Origin of the sequence: Asticcacaulis benevestitus DSM 16100 = ATCC BAA-896 (genome assembly GCF_000376105.1) — a bacterium.
Classification (GTDB): Bacteria; Pseudomonadota; Alphaproteobacteria; order Caulobacterales; family Caulobacteraceae; genus Asticcacaulis; species Asticcacaulis benevestitus.
In genome coordinates this window covers 71,434-85,760 of the sequence record NZ_AQWM01000003.1, presented here as the reverse complement: position 1 = coordinate 85,760, position 14,327 = coordinate 71,434, and the positions used below count along the sequence as shown (strand labels likewise).

Annotated in this window: 13 protein-coding genes; 8 read left to right on the top strand and 5 right to left on the bottom strand. The window is 61.7% G+C overall.

The window, feature by feature from the left end:
* Nucleotides 1-75 precede the first annotated feature (75 nt).
* The 3 genes from B060_RS0106045 to B060_RS0106035 are packed head-to-tail and all read left to right on the top strand — an operon-like array spanning nt 76 to nt 2,443.
* Entirely contained in the window at nt 76-834 is a 759-nt protein-coding gene (locus tag B060_RS0106045) for a class I SAM-dependent methyltransferase (RefSeq protein WP_018080869.1), read from the top strand.
* Between the two features lie 50 nt (nt 835-884).
* A complete protein-coding gene (locus B060_RS0106040; protein ID WP_026172641.1) occupies nt 885-1,373 on the top strand; it encodes a SixA phosphatase family protein in 489 nt (162 codons plus the stop codon).
* Between the two features lie 2 nt (nt 1,374-1,375).
* Nucleotides 1,376-2,443 (top strand): quinone-dependent dihydroorotate dehydrogenase, encoded by a 1,068-nt coding sequence (locus B060_RS0106035; RefSeq protein ID WP_018080867.1) that lies wholly within the window; start codon nt 1,376-1,378, stop codon nt 2,441-2,443.
* Here the strand turns inward: B060_RS0106035 and B060_RS0106030 are convergent.
* The 5 genes from B060_RS0106030 to flgF all read right to left on the bottom strand — a co-directional run bounded on the left by B060_RS0106030 (nt 2,440) and on the right by flgF (nt 6,983).
* Nucleotides 2,440-3,747, bottom strand: coding sequence for an O-antigen ligase family protein (locus tag B060_RS0106030; RefSeq protein WP_018080866.1), 1,308 nt, complete (start codon nt 3,745-3,747; stop codon nt 2,440-2,442). The two genes, B060_RS0106035 and B060_RS0106030, sit on opposite strands and share 4 nt — an antisense overlap.
* A gap of 165 nt (nt 3,748-3,912) precedes the next feature.
* A complete protein-coding gene (gene flgH / locus B060_RS0106025; protein ID WP_018080865.1) occupies nt 3,913-4,650 on the bottom strand; it encodes a flagellar basal body L-ring protein FlgH in 738 nt (245 codons plus the stop codon).
* Between the two features lie 14 nt (nt 4,651-4,664).
* Nucleotides 4,665-5,285, bottom strand: a complete 621-nt coding sequence (locus tag B060_RS0106020; protein ID WP_018080864.1) for a flagella basal body P-ring formation protein FlgA — start codon at nt 5,283-5,285, stop codon at nt 4,665-4,667.
* Between the two features lie 4 nt (nt 5,286-5,289).
* Nucleotides 5,290-6,087, bottom strand: coding sequence for a flagellar basal-body rod protein FlgG (gene flgG / locus B060_RS0106015; protein WP_026172639.1), 798 nt, complete (start codon nt 6,085-6,087; stop codon nt 5,290-5,292).
* Between the two features lie 146 nt (nt 6,088-6,233).
* Nucleotides 6,234-6,983, bottom strand: coding sequence for a flagellar basal-body rod protein FlgF (gene flgF, locus B060_RS0106010; protein WP_018080862.1), 750 nt, complete (start codon nt 6,981-6,983; stop codon nt 6,234-6,236).
* A 352-nt stretch (nt 6,984-7,335) separates the two neighbouring features.
* On the opposite strand from flgF, the gene B060_RS0106005 reads away from it, so the two are divergent.
* The 5 genes from B060_RS0106005 (at nt 7,336) to B060_RS0105985 (ending at nt 14,032) form a co-directional block, all read left to right on the top strand.
* A complete protein-coding gene (locus B060_RS0106005) occupies nt 7,336-8,019 on the top strand; it encodes a flagellar basal body-associated FliL family protein (protein ID WP_018080861.1) in 684 nt (227 codons plus the stop codon).
* 52 nt (nt 8,020-8,071) lie between these two features.
* Nucleotides 8,072-9,250, top strand: a complete 1,179-nt coding sequence (gene fliM, locus B060_RS0106000) for a flagellar motor switch protein FliM (protein WP_018080860.1) — start codon at nt 8,072-8,074, stop codon at nt 9,248-9,250.
* Between the two features lie 10 nt (nt 9,251-9,260).
* On the top strand, nt 9,261-9,983 hold the full coding sequence (locus tag B060_RS26000; RefSeq protein WP_018080859.1) for a DUF6468 domain-containing protein: 723 nt from the start codon (nt 9,261-9,263) through the stop codon (nt 9,981-9,983).
* 15 nt (nt 9,984-9,998) lie between these two features.
* Nucleotides 9,999-10,883 carry a MotE family protein gene (locus B060_RS0105990; protein ID WP_018080858.1) on the top strand — a complete coding sequence of 295 codons (885 nt, stop codon included), beginning with the start codon at nt 9,999-10,001 and terminating at the stop codon, nt 10,881-10,883.
* Nucleotides 10,884-10,951: 68 nt separating this feature from the next.
* Entirely contained in the window at nt 10,952-14,032 is a 3,081-nt protein-coding gene (locus B060_RS0105985; RefSeq protein WP_018080857.1) for a tetratricopeptide repeat protein, read from the top strand.
* The last annotated feature ends 295 nt before the right edge of the window (nt 14,033-14,327 follow it).

Below are 14,327 nucleotides of genomic sequence, written 5' to 3'. Positions count from 1 at the left end.
CGATCTTAGGATTCGCACTGATAATTTCCCGAAACGGGTCTATATCTTACAGGCTGTAGCTTTTAAGGGAAACTCTTGCGTCGTCCGGTCCAAGACCTCAACCGATTTTACACATCGCCCGAAGGGCTGGTGGCCAAACGCCTGATCGCGCGCAAGCTGGCCGAAGCCTGGCCCGATTTGCGCGGTCTCGATGTGTTAGGCCTTGGCTACTGCACGCCCTATCTTGATCACTTCAATGAGGCGCGCCGCGTCCTTTCGGCCATGCCGGCGGCGCAAGGCGCCGAAATCTGGCCCGCCGATATGCGTGTCCGGACCACCCTCGTCGAGGAAGAGGCCCTGCCGTTCCCGACCGGGCTATTCGACCGCATCCTGATGGTGCATGCCCTTGAGGAATCGCCTATGCCACAAGGCCTTCTGCTCGAAGCCTCGCGGCTTCTGGCGCCCAATGGCAAGCTGATTCTGGGCGTGGCGGCGCGTGGCGGCTTCTGGGCCCATGCTGAAAAGACGCCCTTCGGCTATGGTCAGCCCTATAGCCGGCTGCAACTGGAAAGCGCGCTGCGTGACGCCGAACTGGAACCCCTGGCCTGGTCCTATGCTCTTTATGCACCGCCCTTGCGCAGCCTTTTGCGCTGGGCAGGGGCGCTGGAAAACGTGCTGCCGCGTATCTGGCCGCTCACTGGCGGGCTGATTCTGATGGAGGCCGGCCGGCGGCCGTTCGTAGCCCACACGCCGCGGCCGCAGAAATCGATCCTGCAGGAACTGCGCGGTGTGCTGACACCGCCGCAGCCGGTGCCGACCTCGAGGCTCCCCCATAAGGATCACGAAATCGCGTGAAGTGGCGATTCAGGTTTGCCGGTCGGGCGATTCTGGGCCATAGAAACGGCATGAAACAGCTAATTCTCATGCGCCATGCCAAGGCGGAAAAAGACTCCGAATCCGGTGAGGATTTCGATCGTGTTCTGGCACCGCGCGGCCGCGAAGAGGCACGCAGCGTCGCCGAGGCCCTGAAAGCCTATGGTGTAAAGCCTGATTTCGCTCTGGTTTCGAGCGCTGCCCGCACGCAGGGCACGTTTGAGGAGGTCAAGGCGGTGCTCGGCGATATTCCGGCGCTGGTCTCGGAAGATTTCTATAATGCGGGCTCCGAAGCGCTGCGCCGCGCGGTCGAGGCGCACGAAAACGACGGCCAGTGCCTGATCGTGGTGGCGCATAATCCCGGCCTGCAATATCTCGTAGCCGAATATCTCTTTGAAGGCGCTGCCGGCCCGGACATCACCGACAAGGTGCGCAGCAACTATCCCACCGCCACCGCCACGGTTTTCGAGATCGATGCGGCGGGCCGTCCGATCTATGACGGCATCTATCTGGCGAAATAATCATGATCTACACCCTCGCCACTCAAGCCCTGCACATTTTACCGCCAGAAGACGCGCACACCCTGACGGTGCTGTTGCTCAAGGCGGGGCTGGGGCCTGTTTCGCGCCTCAGCACGCCGGAACTGGCGATTGAGGTCGCCTTTGACGGCGGGATATTGCGCTTCCCCAACTGCATCGGGCTGGCGGCGGGGTTTGATAAAAACGCCGATGTGCCGGTGGCCATGACCCGCGCCGGTTTCGGTTTCGCCGAATGTGGTACGGTGACGCCGCTGCCGCAGGGCGGAAATCCTAAGCCGCGGTTGTTCCGATTGACAGAGGATCAGGCGGTTATCAACCGCATGGGCTTCAACAACAAGGGGCTGGAAGTCTTTTCGCGCCATCTGGAGCCGGTCAATGCGCGGCGTAAAAAGCCGGTGATGGGGCTGAATATCGGCGCCAACAAGGACGCGGCCGACCGCATGGCCGATTATGTCACCGGTCTGAAGCGCCTGTGGGGGCTGGGCAGTTATTTCACCATCAACATCTCATCGCCCAATACGCCGGGTCTGCGCGCGCTTCAGGGCAAGTCGCACCTCGATGACCTGCTGGGGCAGATCGCCGAAACACGCGCCGCCCTGGTCAAGGTGTCGGGCGTCAACTATCCGATCTTCCTCAAGATCGCGCCGGATCTCGATGACAGCGAAATCGAGGATACGGTGGCCTCGACCCTGGCGCACAAGCTGGATGGCCTGATTGTTTCCAATACCACCTTGTCGCGTGACGGTCTCATCTCCGCCCATGCGTCAGAAAGCGGCGGCATGTCGGGCGCGCCGTTGTTCGAGCTGTCGACGCGGGCGCTGCGCGTCGCCTATGCGGCGTCGGGCGGCAAGCTGGTGTTGATCGGCGCCGGCGGGGTGTCGTCGGGTGCGCAGGCCTATGCCAAGATTCGCGCCGGCGCCTCGCTGGTCCAGCTCTATTCGGCTTTGGTCTACAAGGGGCCACGTCTGGCGGATGAGGTGCGCCGCGATCTGGTGTCGTGCCTGAAAGCCGATGGTTTCCGTTCGGTGTCCGAAGCGGTTGGGGCGGGTTAGTCTTCGAGCGCGTTGGCTGTCAGCCGCGCCAGCGCGCAGACAAACAGCGCCCAGATCAGTGAATTCTGCGACAAAATAAAGCTTTCCGACAGGATCAGGAAGCTGAACAAAAGCAGGATCAGCACCGAGAAAAAGCCATCCTTGACGCGGGCGAAGCGGAACAGTGCGCAGAAAAACCCTGCCGCCAGCACCAGTCCGAACATGATGACACCGACCCAGCCAAGCTGGATGAGCAGGTCAAGCCAGCCATTGTGCGCCGAAGGCACGTCCCAGTGGGTTTCGGCCCGTACCACGGCGGCTGGCACCGAACTCGGTGTCCAGAAAGCCTTGTAACCATAGCCAAGCCACGGATGTTTGTCGGACAGCCGCATGAGTGATGCCCAGATTTCGGTACGGCCTGTCAGGGTCGGGTCCTTGCCCAGCGCCTTGAAGATCAGTGCAGGCGCGGCATAGAAGAGCGTGCCCCCGACCAGCGCAGCCGTGGTCGCCAGCCAGACGAAGATGACGCTGAGCACGCCGCCGCGTTGCAAGGCCATCAGGACAGGGATGGCGAGGGCGCTGGCCATGCAGGCGAGCAGCGAGGTTTTCGAGCGCGACAGGATGACCAGCACGAAGATGGTGATGGCCAGCCCGATCCACATCCTGCGGCGTTCCGGCGAAATATAGGCCGAGGCGCAGGCCGCGATAAAGCCCAGCACCATCATGGCGGCCATCTGGTTTTTTTCGTACCACAGGCCTTTCCACGCGCCGGCGTTGATATCGTTATGAATGCCAAGCGATGGCACACAGATGCAGACGAAAAACGAACCAAATGCCAGGAACGCGAAGCTGAAAGCGATGATCTGCACCAGGTCTTCGCCACGATAACGGGCGGCGAGATAGAGGCCGAAGATGGTGGTGACGGCTACCGCGATGGTGCGCCGGGTGGTGATATCGGCGGCGATCGACCAGTAGCTTGAGGCCAGGCACAACCCGACCAGAAGTCCGGTCATGAACAGGCCCGGCAGAATGCGCATAAAGCGGGGCAGGCGAAAGGCGGCCAGCGCCAGAGTGACGCCATAAACCGGCAGCCACATCAGGCGCAGGATGGCGGAATCGCTTTCGGCCGCGGCGGCATCGATGGTTTGTGGCGCGAACAAAGGGCCGATCAGCGCGTTTGAGAACATCAGAATGCAGAAGATGGTCAGCGCGATTTCGGCATAGACAAGGATCTGCTCCCAGGTCAGTGCCTTCGCGGCAAGGGGCAGCGATCGCGTCTCTCGGCGCTGGGCATTGTCACGGTGGGCAGGCGAAGTTGCGGGCATGGAACCTGAAAGTGGCAGCTCCACGTCTGGAGCCTTGCCCGCAGTTTAAGGTAAAAGTCTCAAAATTGAGTCAAAGGCGCGCGGCAAATTTTGCCGCGCGCGTAGAGATCTGCCTAGGTGCCATTAGAGCGGCGCTCTAAATTTTGTTTTCACGCGCTTTTTGATCTAAAACGGCGAGTATTTTTCCATCAGAGCCTGGGCGGCGGGGGGCGCCTGCATGTTGGTGATGTCGCCGCGGCCACCGTAAGAGATACGCGCCTCGGCCAGTTGCGTGTGTTTGATGGTGTTGGTCGAGGACACATCTTCGGGACGGGCGATGCCGGCCACGCTCAGCACGCGAACCTCGCGATTGGTTTTAACCTCCTGCGTGCCCTGAACGATCAGGTTGCCGTTCGGTAGAACGCCGGTAACGATGGCGGCGATGGTGACGGAGATTTTTTCCGAGCGCTTGACCGAGCCGCTGCCGGCACCGGTGGAGGTGCTGTCATTACCCAGAGCTTTGGAGGCGTTGTAACCACCCGGCAGTATCTTGCCGAGCGAAGACTCCAGGCCAAAGACGCTGGGGGTCGCGGCGCTGAAGCTGTTGGTGCGGGTGCGATTGGTTGAATCACTGGTCTGGGCGCTGTCATCAATCACGACCTGCACCGTCAGGATGTCGCCGACCTGACGGGCGCGCTGGTCGTTGAAGAAGGTGCGGGCCCCGACACGCCATAGCGAATTGCTCGACGCCGGTGTGTTGTTTTGCGCCGGATACATGACGCTTTGTTCCTGGGGCACAAGGGCGGCCGGGTAGGCCATGGCGGTCAGTTGCGGGCCGCCGACGGTTTCCCGCACGGAACTGCAACCGCCAAGGGCGATCAGGCTGACGAGCAGGGCGGGGGCGATAAAGGCGGTTTTGGACATGGGAAACACCAATACTAACGCGAAGACAGGAAGGTTTGATTACGCATCTGAGTAGCGGCCTGACCGGCGACGGCCGCGCCAGGACCGGTGACCACCGCGTCGATGAGCTTTTTGGAAGACGTATTTTGAATCTGGATGACATCGCCTATGGCGCCGTCCTTCTGCGCCAGACCCGACAGGGTCAGGCTCAGGCCATTTTGCGTCCATGTCACGGCGACCAGTTGGGCGCGCTTGACGGCGACCGGCCCGGAAGGCTGCGACCAGCCGGCGGCGATCGGCGCGTTGGCCTGGCCATTCGGGATGGTGGCAAGCAGAGGCGCATCGGCGGAGGCCGTCTCCGGACCGTTGGCGACGATGATACGGCGGAGGCCGCGCGGATTGTCCCAATAGGCGCCGGCACGAGCGGCGATGGTCTGGACGATGCCGGCGTCAAGCACGGTGGTGGCGCCCTGACGATAACCGAGCAGCACGCCTGAACTGGCGCCGGCGTTATCGAACACGTCGCCGATGGTGATGCGGCCGTCGCCGTCAGTGACGGAAGATTTGAGCGACAAGGTGGTGGCCATCTGGGCCTGCGCACCCGTAGCGCACAACATCAGAATGGAGGCCAGGGCCAGGAGTTTAAAGGGTTTCATTCAGTTATCCCCTCGCCAGTTGGCTGGTGGTCTGCAGCATCTGATCGGCCGTGGTGATGACCTTGGAGTTCATTTCGTAGGCACGTTGCGCCACGATCAGGGCGGTGATTTCCGACACGGCGTCGACGTTTGACGATTCGGTATAGCCTTGCAGCAGGGTGCCATAGCCGACATCGCCGGGCGTCGAGATATTGGGTGCGCCGGACGCGCCGCTCTCTAAGAACAGGTTGTCGCCCTGGGCATCGAGACCGGCTTCATTATAGAACGAGGCGAGTTGAATCTGGCCGACCGTGGTGGCGGCCGTGGCGCCGGATCCTTTGGTCGAGACCTGCACCAGTCCGGTCTTGGAGATCGAAACGTCGGTCGTGCCCTGCGGGATATTGATGTTGGGCTGGAGCAGATAGCCGTCGGTGGTGACCACGCGGCCCTGATCGTCGACCGAGAAGTTGCCGGCGCGGGTATAGGCGGTTTCGCCTGACGGCAGCAGGATCTGGAAGTAGCCCTTGCCCTGGATCGACAGGTCGTAATCGTTGCTGGTCAGGGAAGCGCTGCCTTGGGTCATGATGCGGTAGACGCTGCCGGTCTTCACACCGGAACCGACCTGGATGCCGGTCGGTACGACCGTGCCGGAATCCGAAGACTGGGCGCCCATGCGCTCGATGTTTTGGTAGAGCAGGTCCTGGAACTCGGCGCGCTGCTTTTTGAAGCCCACCGTGTTCATGTTGGCGATGTTGTTGGAGATGACTTCGACGTTCATCTGCTGGGCGGCCATACCCGTAGTCGCGGTTCTCAAAGCACGCATCGGTTATACTCCGGTATTCGAAAGGGTTACGCATTCCGGATCACAAGATCCGGCAAGCGCGACGGCGCGCCAGAGCCGTTGCGAGGCAAAGCCTGCGTGGCGCTTGAACGCAAAAGAAAGCGTGAGGGCGATGCCTGTCATCGTCATCACGCGACGCGACCGAGCCGCTCGACGGCGGTGCGGTTCAGTTGTGAATTTTGTTCGATGACGGAGGCGACGCTGGCATAGGCACGGTTGATGCGCACCAGATTGGTCACTTCGCTCATCGCATTGACATTGGAGGCTTCGAGGAAGCCCTGACGCACGGAGGCGTTGGTGGCGGGCAGGGCGGCGGCGTTGCTGGTCAGGCTAAAGGTGCTGTCGCCATTTTTCGACAGGTCGCTCATATTGGCGATGCGTACCACGTTCAGCCGGCCCACGCGTTCGGTCTGGCCCTGTGACATTTGCGAGATAATGCCGTCGGCGGAGATGGTCGGCTCGCCTTTTTTCGGATCGAGCACGATGGCGCCGCCGTCACCCTGAACGACGTAGCCCTGTTGCGTCATCAGCGTGCCGTCACCGGAAAGGGTGAAGGAGCCGTCGCGGGTATAGGCGGTGCCGCTGGGCGTAGTGACCACGAAGAAGGTACCTTCGCTGGTGAGCGCCACATCGAGCGGTGCCCCCGTCTGGTTCATCGTGCCCTGGGTGAAGTTACGGCCGACGCCGTTATCGAAGGCAAAATTGGCCGGGGTGCGGATCGGTGTGTTGTAGGCCGGAGCGCCCGGCTCGGCATTGATCAGCAATTCCTCGAACTTGTAGCCCGTGGTGTTCATGTTGGCGAGATTGTTGGCGCTGATATCCAGCTCTCTTTGCAGGGTGATCTGGCGCGACAGGGCGATGTAACTGGTATTATCCATGCGCGGGCTCCCGAATTAGAGGTTCATCTTCAAAGGCTTATGGATAATGTGCAACAATCCGCCGGAAATGCGCGTTAACCATGATTTTAAGGGCATGCAAACGCCGTGCCAAAGAAGGTTAACAGGCGGAAAGGCTTGCTCGATAAGGAAACTTGGCTTTCCAGCGCGAATCTGCCCAGATCAGTGGGCGGCAAAAAATGCCGCGTCGGGGCGCTCGTAACAAGTAATCGTTAACCATGTTTGGCGATAGTGGCGACTGGCTGCCCTGCGCGGGGCGCGCTTAAGGTTTGTTTAAGAGTTGGGGCTAGGATCAGCCATCCGGCTCTGGTGTGTATTTGACGGGTGGGCGAAAGTGGCCAAGAAAGAAAAGAAGTCCAAGGACGCGGATGCCCCGCCGGTCGACGGTGCTGAGGGCGCCGAAGGCGAGGCCGCGCCGAAAAAGAAGTTTCCGATGCTGATCGTCATTATCGCCGCGGCCGTGTTGCTGCTGGGCGGTGGCGGCGCTGCGGCCTATTTTCTGCTTCTGGCGCCAAAGCCGCCAGCGGACGCTGCCAAGGCGGGTGAGCACGGCAAGGAAGGTGAAAAAGGCAAGGACGCCGAAAAGGGCGGTCACGGCGATAAGAAGGACGACAAGAAAAAAGAGGAAAAAGGCGGTCACGGCGAGAAGAAGGAAGGCGGCGAGGCCAAGGCCGATCCGGCGACGACGCCGGTGGCTTCCGAGGGGCCGAACGGCATCACCTATCTGGCCATGCCTGGCATGGTGGCCAATATCCAGTCGCCTGATGGTCGCGCCTCCTATCTGAAGATGAAGCTGACCTTTGAATGCCCGGACGAGGAGACCTCGGAACTGATCATCGAGAATCAGCCGCGCATCAACGACGTACTGCAGGGATTTCTGCGCGAATTGCGGCCGGAAGACCTTGCCGGCTCGCAAGGTAATATGCAGCTTCGTCTCGAAATTCTGCGCCGGGTCAATCTGATCCTGGCGCCGCACAAGATCAACGCTGTGCTCATTGTTGACATGTTGGTGACCTGATGAAGCGTGCCGCGTACCTGTTGCAACCCCAGTCCCGCAAGGCGGTGACCTGATGGCGGATGAAGTCGATCAGGAAGCCATGATGGCGGCGTGGGAGGCGGAGCTTGCCGCTGAAGCCGACGCTGCCTCGGGTGCGCCCAGTGGCGGCGGTGGCGGCGACTCCGGCGGTGACCTTGCGGCCGAATGGGAGGCCATGGTCGGCGGCGGCGGCATGGGCGAGCGTTTCAATATGCCCGCCGGCGCCGAGCGTATCCTCAATCAGGATGAAATTGACAGCCTGCTCGGCTTCGACCTTTCGGAAGACGATTACAACGAGCGCTCGGGTATCCGGGCGATCATCAATTCGGCCATGGTGTCTTATGAGCGCCTGCCGATGCTCGAAATCGTCTTCGACCGGCTGGTCCGCCTGATGACGACCTCCTTGCGGAATTTCACTTCGGACAACGTCGAAGTTTCGCTCGATAACATCTCGTCGATTCGTTTTGGCGACTATCTCAACTCGATTCCGCTGCCGGCCATCCTCGCCGTTTTCCGTGCCGAGGAACTTGATAATTATGGCCTGCTGACGGTTGATTCCAACCTGATCTATTCCATCGTTGACGTCTTGCTCGGCGGTCGCCGCGGCACAGCGGCGCTGCGCATCGAAGGCCGGCCCTACACCACGATTGAGCGCGTGCTGGTGCAGCGCATGGTCGAGGTTATCCTGGCCGATGCCAAGGCCGCCTTTGAGCCGCTGACGCCGGTCAGTTTCAATCTCGATCGCCTGGAAACCAATCCGCGTTTCGCTGCCATCGCGCGTCCGGCCAATGCCGCCATCCTGGTCAAGCTGCGCATCGACATGGAAGACCGTGGCGGCCGGGTCGAGCTTTTGCTGCCCTATGCCACGCTCGAACCGATCCGCAAGATGCTGCTCCAGCAGTTCATGGGTGAGAAGTTCGGCCGCGACAACATCTGGGAAAGCCACCTGGCCACCGAACTGTGGACCACGCAGATGGAGGTGCGCGCCGTGCTCGATGAGCAGCAGGTGCCGCTGTCCAAGGTGCTGAATTTGCAGGTCGGCGAAACCCTGATGCTGCACGCCAACGCCGAATCGCCGATACAGTTGAAGTGCGGCGCCATTCCGCTCACGACCGGGCGCATGGGGCGTAAGGGACATAATATCGCTGTGCGTGTCGATTCGCCGCTCGCCTCCGCGGCGCGGCGTCGTTTGACGCAGGGCCTGAAGAAGTAGGGGAGCAAACATGAGCATGGCGAACATCATCATGAATGTGATCCTCATGGCGCTGCTGGTGGCGGCGCTGTGGTTCGGCATGCGCCTCGACAAGCGCCTCAAGGCCCTGCGCGCGGCGCACGAAGGCTTCGCCAAGGCGGTGCATGAACTCGATGACGCCGCTATTCGCGCCCATAACTCGTTGAAGGAATTGCGTTCCAACGCGGACGAATCGCAGGATCTGCTGCATGGCCGCATCCTGGCGGCCCGCGACGTCCTGCAAAAACTCGATCTCCAGGTGGCGCGCGCCGAGCGCGTGCAGGGCGAACTGGACAAGGGGATGGTCAGCTTCGAGGCGGCGCGCAGCCTGTCGATGATGCGCCCGGAACCCGTGCGTCCTGAGCTTGTCCGTGAAGCGCCTCGCCCGGAACCGGCGCCGGAAATCATCCGTTCGATCCACGAAGAACCGGCAGCGCCCAGAGCGCGTGACCGGACGGCCTTCACCAACGATATCGTCCGGCCAGGCCAGACGCCTTATGCCCGCAAGGATCTGTCGCGCGGGCGTCCCAGTCTGCTGCCGGAGATCACGCCGGAAGACGAAAGCGAGATGGTCGACGCCGTTCAGATGTCAGAACTGGTTGTCGCCAATCTCAATGAAATGATCCGCTCGCTCAACCTGCCGGTCCGACAGGCTGTTTCGGTCGAAGATGAGTTATTTGGCGGCGCCGATGTGCCGTCTTTGCGTAAACGCTAGTAGAGATAGACCTGTATGGCCTTGCCCCGTTTCCTGCCGCTCGTTGCTGTCGCCGTCACTGGCGTCCTTGCCATGAAGGCTATCACCAGCCTTGATCTGGTGCCGGGCGCGTTTCATGCCGCCGAAGCCTTCGCGGCCGACGTCAAGGGTGACAAGAAGGCCGAAAAGCCAAAAAATCTAGAAAAATCAGCGGCCAAGAAGGGGACGGCGCCCAAGGGTGAGACCGACCGGCCCGATGACCCGACCCAGACCTATGGTGTTGATCCGGCCCTGATGGCGGCTGATGCGGCCACCCATGCCAAGGATGCGGCCACCCCGGCTCCGATGGCGCCGATCTGCGCCACCTCGGTCAATGATCTGGCCAAGCAGGCCGGCATGTCGCCCAACGAGCTCAATATCCTGCAAAGTCTGGGCACGCGCCGCGCTGAACTGGACCAGCGCGAGCAGCAACTCAATTCGCGCACGCAACTGGTTGAGGCTGCGGATTCCAAGCTCGATGCCCGCATCCAGCAACTGAGCGCGCTGAAAACGCAGATTCAGGGCCTGCTCGACCAGGCCACCAAGGTGCAGGACGACGACACCAATCGCCTCATCGCTGTCTATTCGGCGATGAAGCCGAAGGACGCCGCGGCTATTCTGAGCACGATGAGCGACGATGTGCGCCTGCCGATCGCCGCCAAGATGAAGGATCGCGGTCTGGCCGCCATTCTGGGCGCCATGACGCCGGACGCGGCGCGTGATCTGACCGAGAAACTGGCCAAGCGGATGCAACGCGCCGATGGCCTGCAACAGCAGCTTGATAAGGCGACCACAGGCGGCCCGGCCGCCAGCGGGCCACAGGCGGCGAACGCTAAACCGGCCGCTAATGCTGCGGCCAAACCGACGCCGGCTAAAAAGTAAGCGTTAACCTTCTAAATTACTGTCCTATTAACGTTGGTTAAACCCGTCATGCGCCAAATTAAGGGCTCATGATTCGAGATCATAACGCCTCTGTCGAAGCCGCGGATGAACCTGCGCACCCCGAACCGCACGCGCGGACGATGGAGCTTGCGCGCCGTTTGCTTGAAACGCCAAAGTCCAAACCGCCGTTTTCGATGAACCGCGCCCTGCGCACCAGCGCTATTGTGGCGGCAACGGTTGGCATGGGCATGGCCAGTCTGGCGCTTGGCGATCCGATTGCCGCCCCGCAGATCGCTTCACGCGGCGATATCGATATCCGTGTCGGTCGCAACGCTAAATCGGGCCGGATCGAGATTTACGGCACCATCGGCAGCCGCGCCTCGGTCCGGCGTGACAAGGGCCAGGTGGTGATCCGCCTGCCGGGGCAGGCCAAGCCCGATCTAGGTGACATCCGTGCCAATCCGCCGGTCGGCATCAAGTCGGTCGAGCTGAAATCCGACGCCCGCGCCAGCGAGCTGTGGCTGACGGTCAGTGACGGGTTTGAAACCCGGTTCGGCCGCGAGGACGGCGCTGTCTTCGTGCAGATCAATCCGGCCGCCATGGACGATGCCAAGCCGACCGACGGCAAGAAAGACGGCAAGGTTGTCGTCAATTTGCAGGATATTATCAAGGGCGATCCGAAGCCGGCGGCGGAGGCCGATAAGGCGCGCGTCAACCCCGCTCCCAGCGCGCCGGTGGTGGCGCTTGAGGTCAGCGCGATCGATGGCGGCAAGGATATCGCCTTCCCGTTCGCCGGGCCCGTGGCCACCGCCGTGTTTCGACGCGGCGAATCGGTCTGGGTGGTTTTCGATTCCGAAGTCGAACTGCGTCTGCCGCCCACACTCAAGGACGGCATGATCGTTCAGGATGCGCAATGGATACGCAATGACGGCTTCACCGCGCTGCGCCTGAAAGCGCCGACGGTGGGGGCGCTGTCCGTGGCCAATGACGGACTGGTGTGGCGGGTGCGTCTTGGCGGCAAGGCGCTCGATGATCGCGCCAACGAGCTTGATGTCATCCGCGACGATTCGACCGGTGTGCCGAGCCTCAATCTCAACCTCGCCGGCGCCTCGCGTGTCGCCTGGATTCGTGATCCGGGCGTCGGCGATCGCATGGCGGTGATCCCGGCGCGCGGGCCGGTGAAAAAGCTTTCCACGACGCGCACCCTTCTGGAGGCCACGCTCAGCTCGACGGCGCAGGGCGCTGTCATTGTTCACATGGCGCCGGATGTGAAGGTCACAGCTTCCAGTGATCTTATCGAGGTGTCGCGTCCGGCGGGCCTCACTCTGTCGCCCACCGATCCCAATGCGCGGCCGAGCGACGCCACGCTTGTTTACAAGAATGCGCTCTACCCCGGCATGATGAACGCCGACTGGTCGGCCAAGCCGGCCGAAGGGTTCCTGGCGCGCTATAATGCTTTGCAGGTCGCCGCCGCCGACGAGGGCAGCCTGGGTTCGGCCGCCCCCACCAAGGCACGTCTGGCCATGGCGCGTTTCCTGGTCGGGCAGGGGCTCTATTATGAAGCGCAAGGCGCGCTCGATCTTCTGGTCAAGACCAATGCGCGCGCGCAGGAAGATCCTCAGGTGCGCGGCTTGCGCGTGGTGGCGCGGATGTTGTCCGGACGCTACGCGCAGGCGGTGCCCGATCTGTCATCGTCACAACTGATCAACGATCCGGCGTCGCGCCTGTGGGCAGGCTACGGTGAAATGCATGACGGCCACCACGCCGATGCAGTCAAGGATTTCAAGGCGGGCCTGCGGGCGCTCGATCAGTTCCCGCCGGAATGGCGCGTGCGCATAGGCACGACCTATGCTTTCTCAGCCTTGCAGCAGAAGGATCTGGTTACGGCGGAGGCCATGATCGGCTATGCTCTGGCGCAGGCGCAGACCCCGCTCGAAAAGCTTTCCGCCTATCTGGTCAGCGCCCAGATCATCGAGGCACAGGGCGACAAGGCCCGCGCGTTCAAGGTGTATCAGGCCGTGGCGCGGGCTTCGGATGACGAGATCGCTGCTCCCGCTGCCATGCACGCCGCCATGCTCGGTTACGATCTCAAAAAAGCGACCTCGACCCAGACCCTGGCGGCGCTGGATACGCTGCGTTTCCGCTGGCGCGGCGACGATACCGAGCTGCAACTGATCGCCAATATGGGCCAGATCTATCTCAGCGAAGGTCGTTACCGCGAGGCCCTGATGGTGCTGAAGGGCGGCGGTCAGTCGTTCATGAGCAATCCGCAGTCAGCCCAAATACAGACCTCGCTCAATCAGGCGTTCCGGGGCTTGTTCCTCGGCGGCATGGCCGATGGTCTCCAGCCGGTCGAAGCGCTTGGCCTGTTCAACGATTTCAAGGAGCTGACCCCGATCGGCGCCGATGGCGATGAAATGGTGCGCCGGATCGTGCGTCGTCTGGTCGATGTCGATCTGCTCGATCAGGCCGCCGAGTTGCTGGAATATCAGGTCAATAACCGTCTTGATGGCGTGGCGAAATCGTCGGTGGCCGCCGATCTGGCCGCCATCTATCTGATGGACCAGAATCCGCAGAAGGCGCTGGGCGCCCTGTGGAACACACGCACCACCCTGTTGCCGAAATCGGTCATGGCCGAGCGCCGTATTCTGGAAGCGCGCGCGCTCAGCGAACTGAATGAACCGGACAAGGCGCTGGACGTGCTGGGCAGCGACAAGTCGCCGGAAGCCGACGAGGTGCGCGCCGATATCTACTGGAACAAGCAGGACTATGCCCTTGCCGCGACCTTGCTGGAAAAGCGCCTGGGCGACCGCTGGAAGAGCGAGCAGCCGCTGAGCCCGGCCGATGAAGCCCGCGTGATCCGCGCGGCGGTGGCCTACAGCCTGCAAAAGGATCAGCCGGCCCTGACGCGGCTATCGACCCGCTTCACCAAGTTCTCGGACACGGCGTCGTCGCCGGACGCTCTGCGCGTGGCCCTGGCGCCGCTCGACGGAGGCACCTTGAGCGCCAAGGATTTCGCGGCTTCGGCTGCCGCCACGGATACCTTCTCCGGCTGGGTGAGTGGCATGAAGAAGCGCTTCCGCCAGAAGGATGACGCCGCCGCCAAGGCTGCGAAAGCGCCGCCTGCGCCAGCCGCCAAGACGGCGTGATGATTCTTGAGAGGGTGGCAAGGGGGGCCGCCAGAGCCGCGACGGCGCCGCTTCACTTACAGTAGCAAAGTCACATCCGTGTGATCCTTGTCGTGTTTCGCTTTTAAGCTTTCCGGCTTCCGTGTAATATCTGCCTGTCCTCGAAGACAAACGAAGTCTTATGACGAGGATGGAAGTATATGAAGGAACATGATCGTCAGTTAAATAAGCTAAGCCGCAAGTCTATGCGCGGCGAAAGTCGAAATCTCGGCACCAGCCCATATTTGCTTATACGCGATCAAGCCCCCGAAACCAT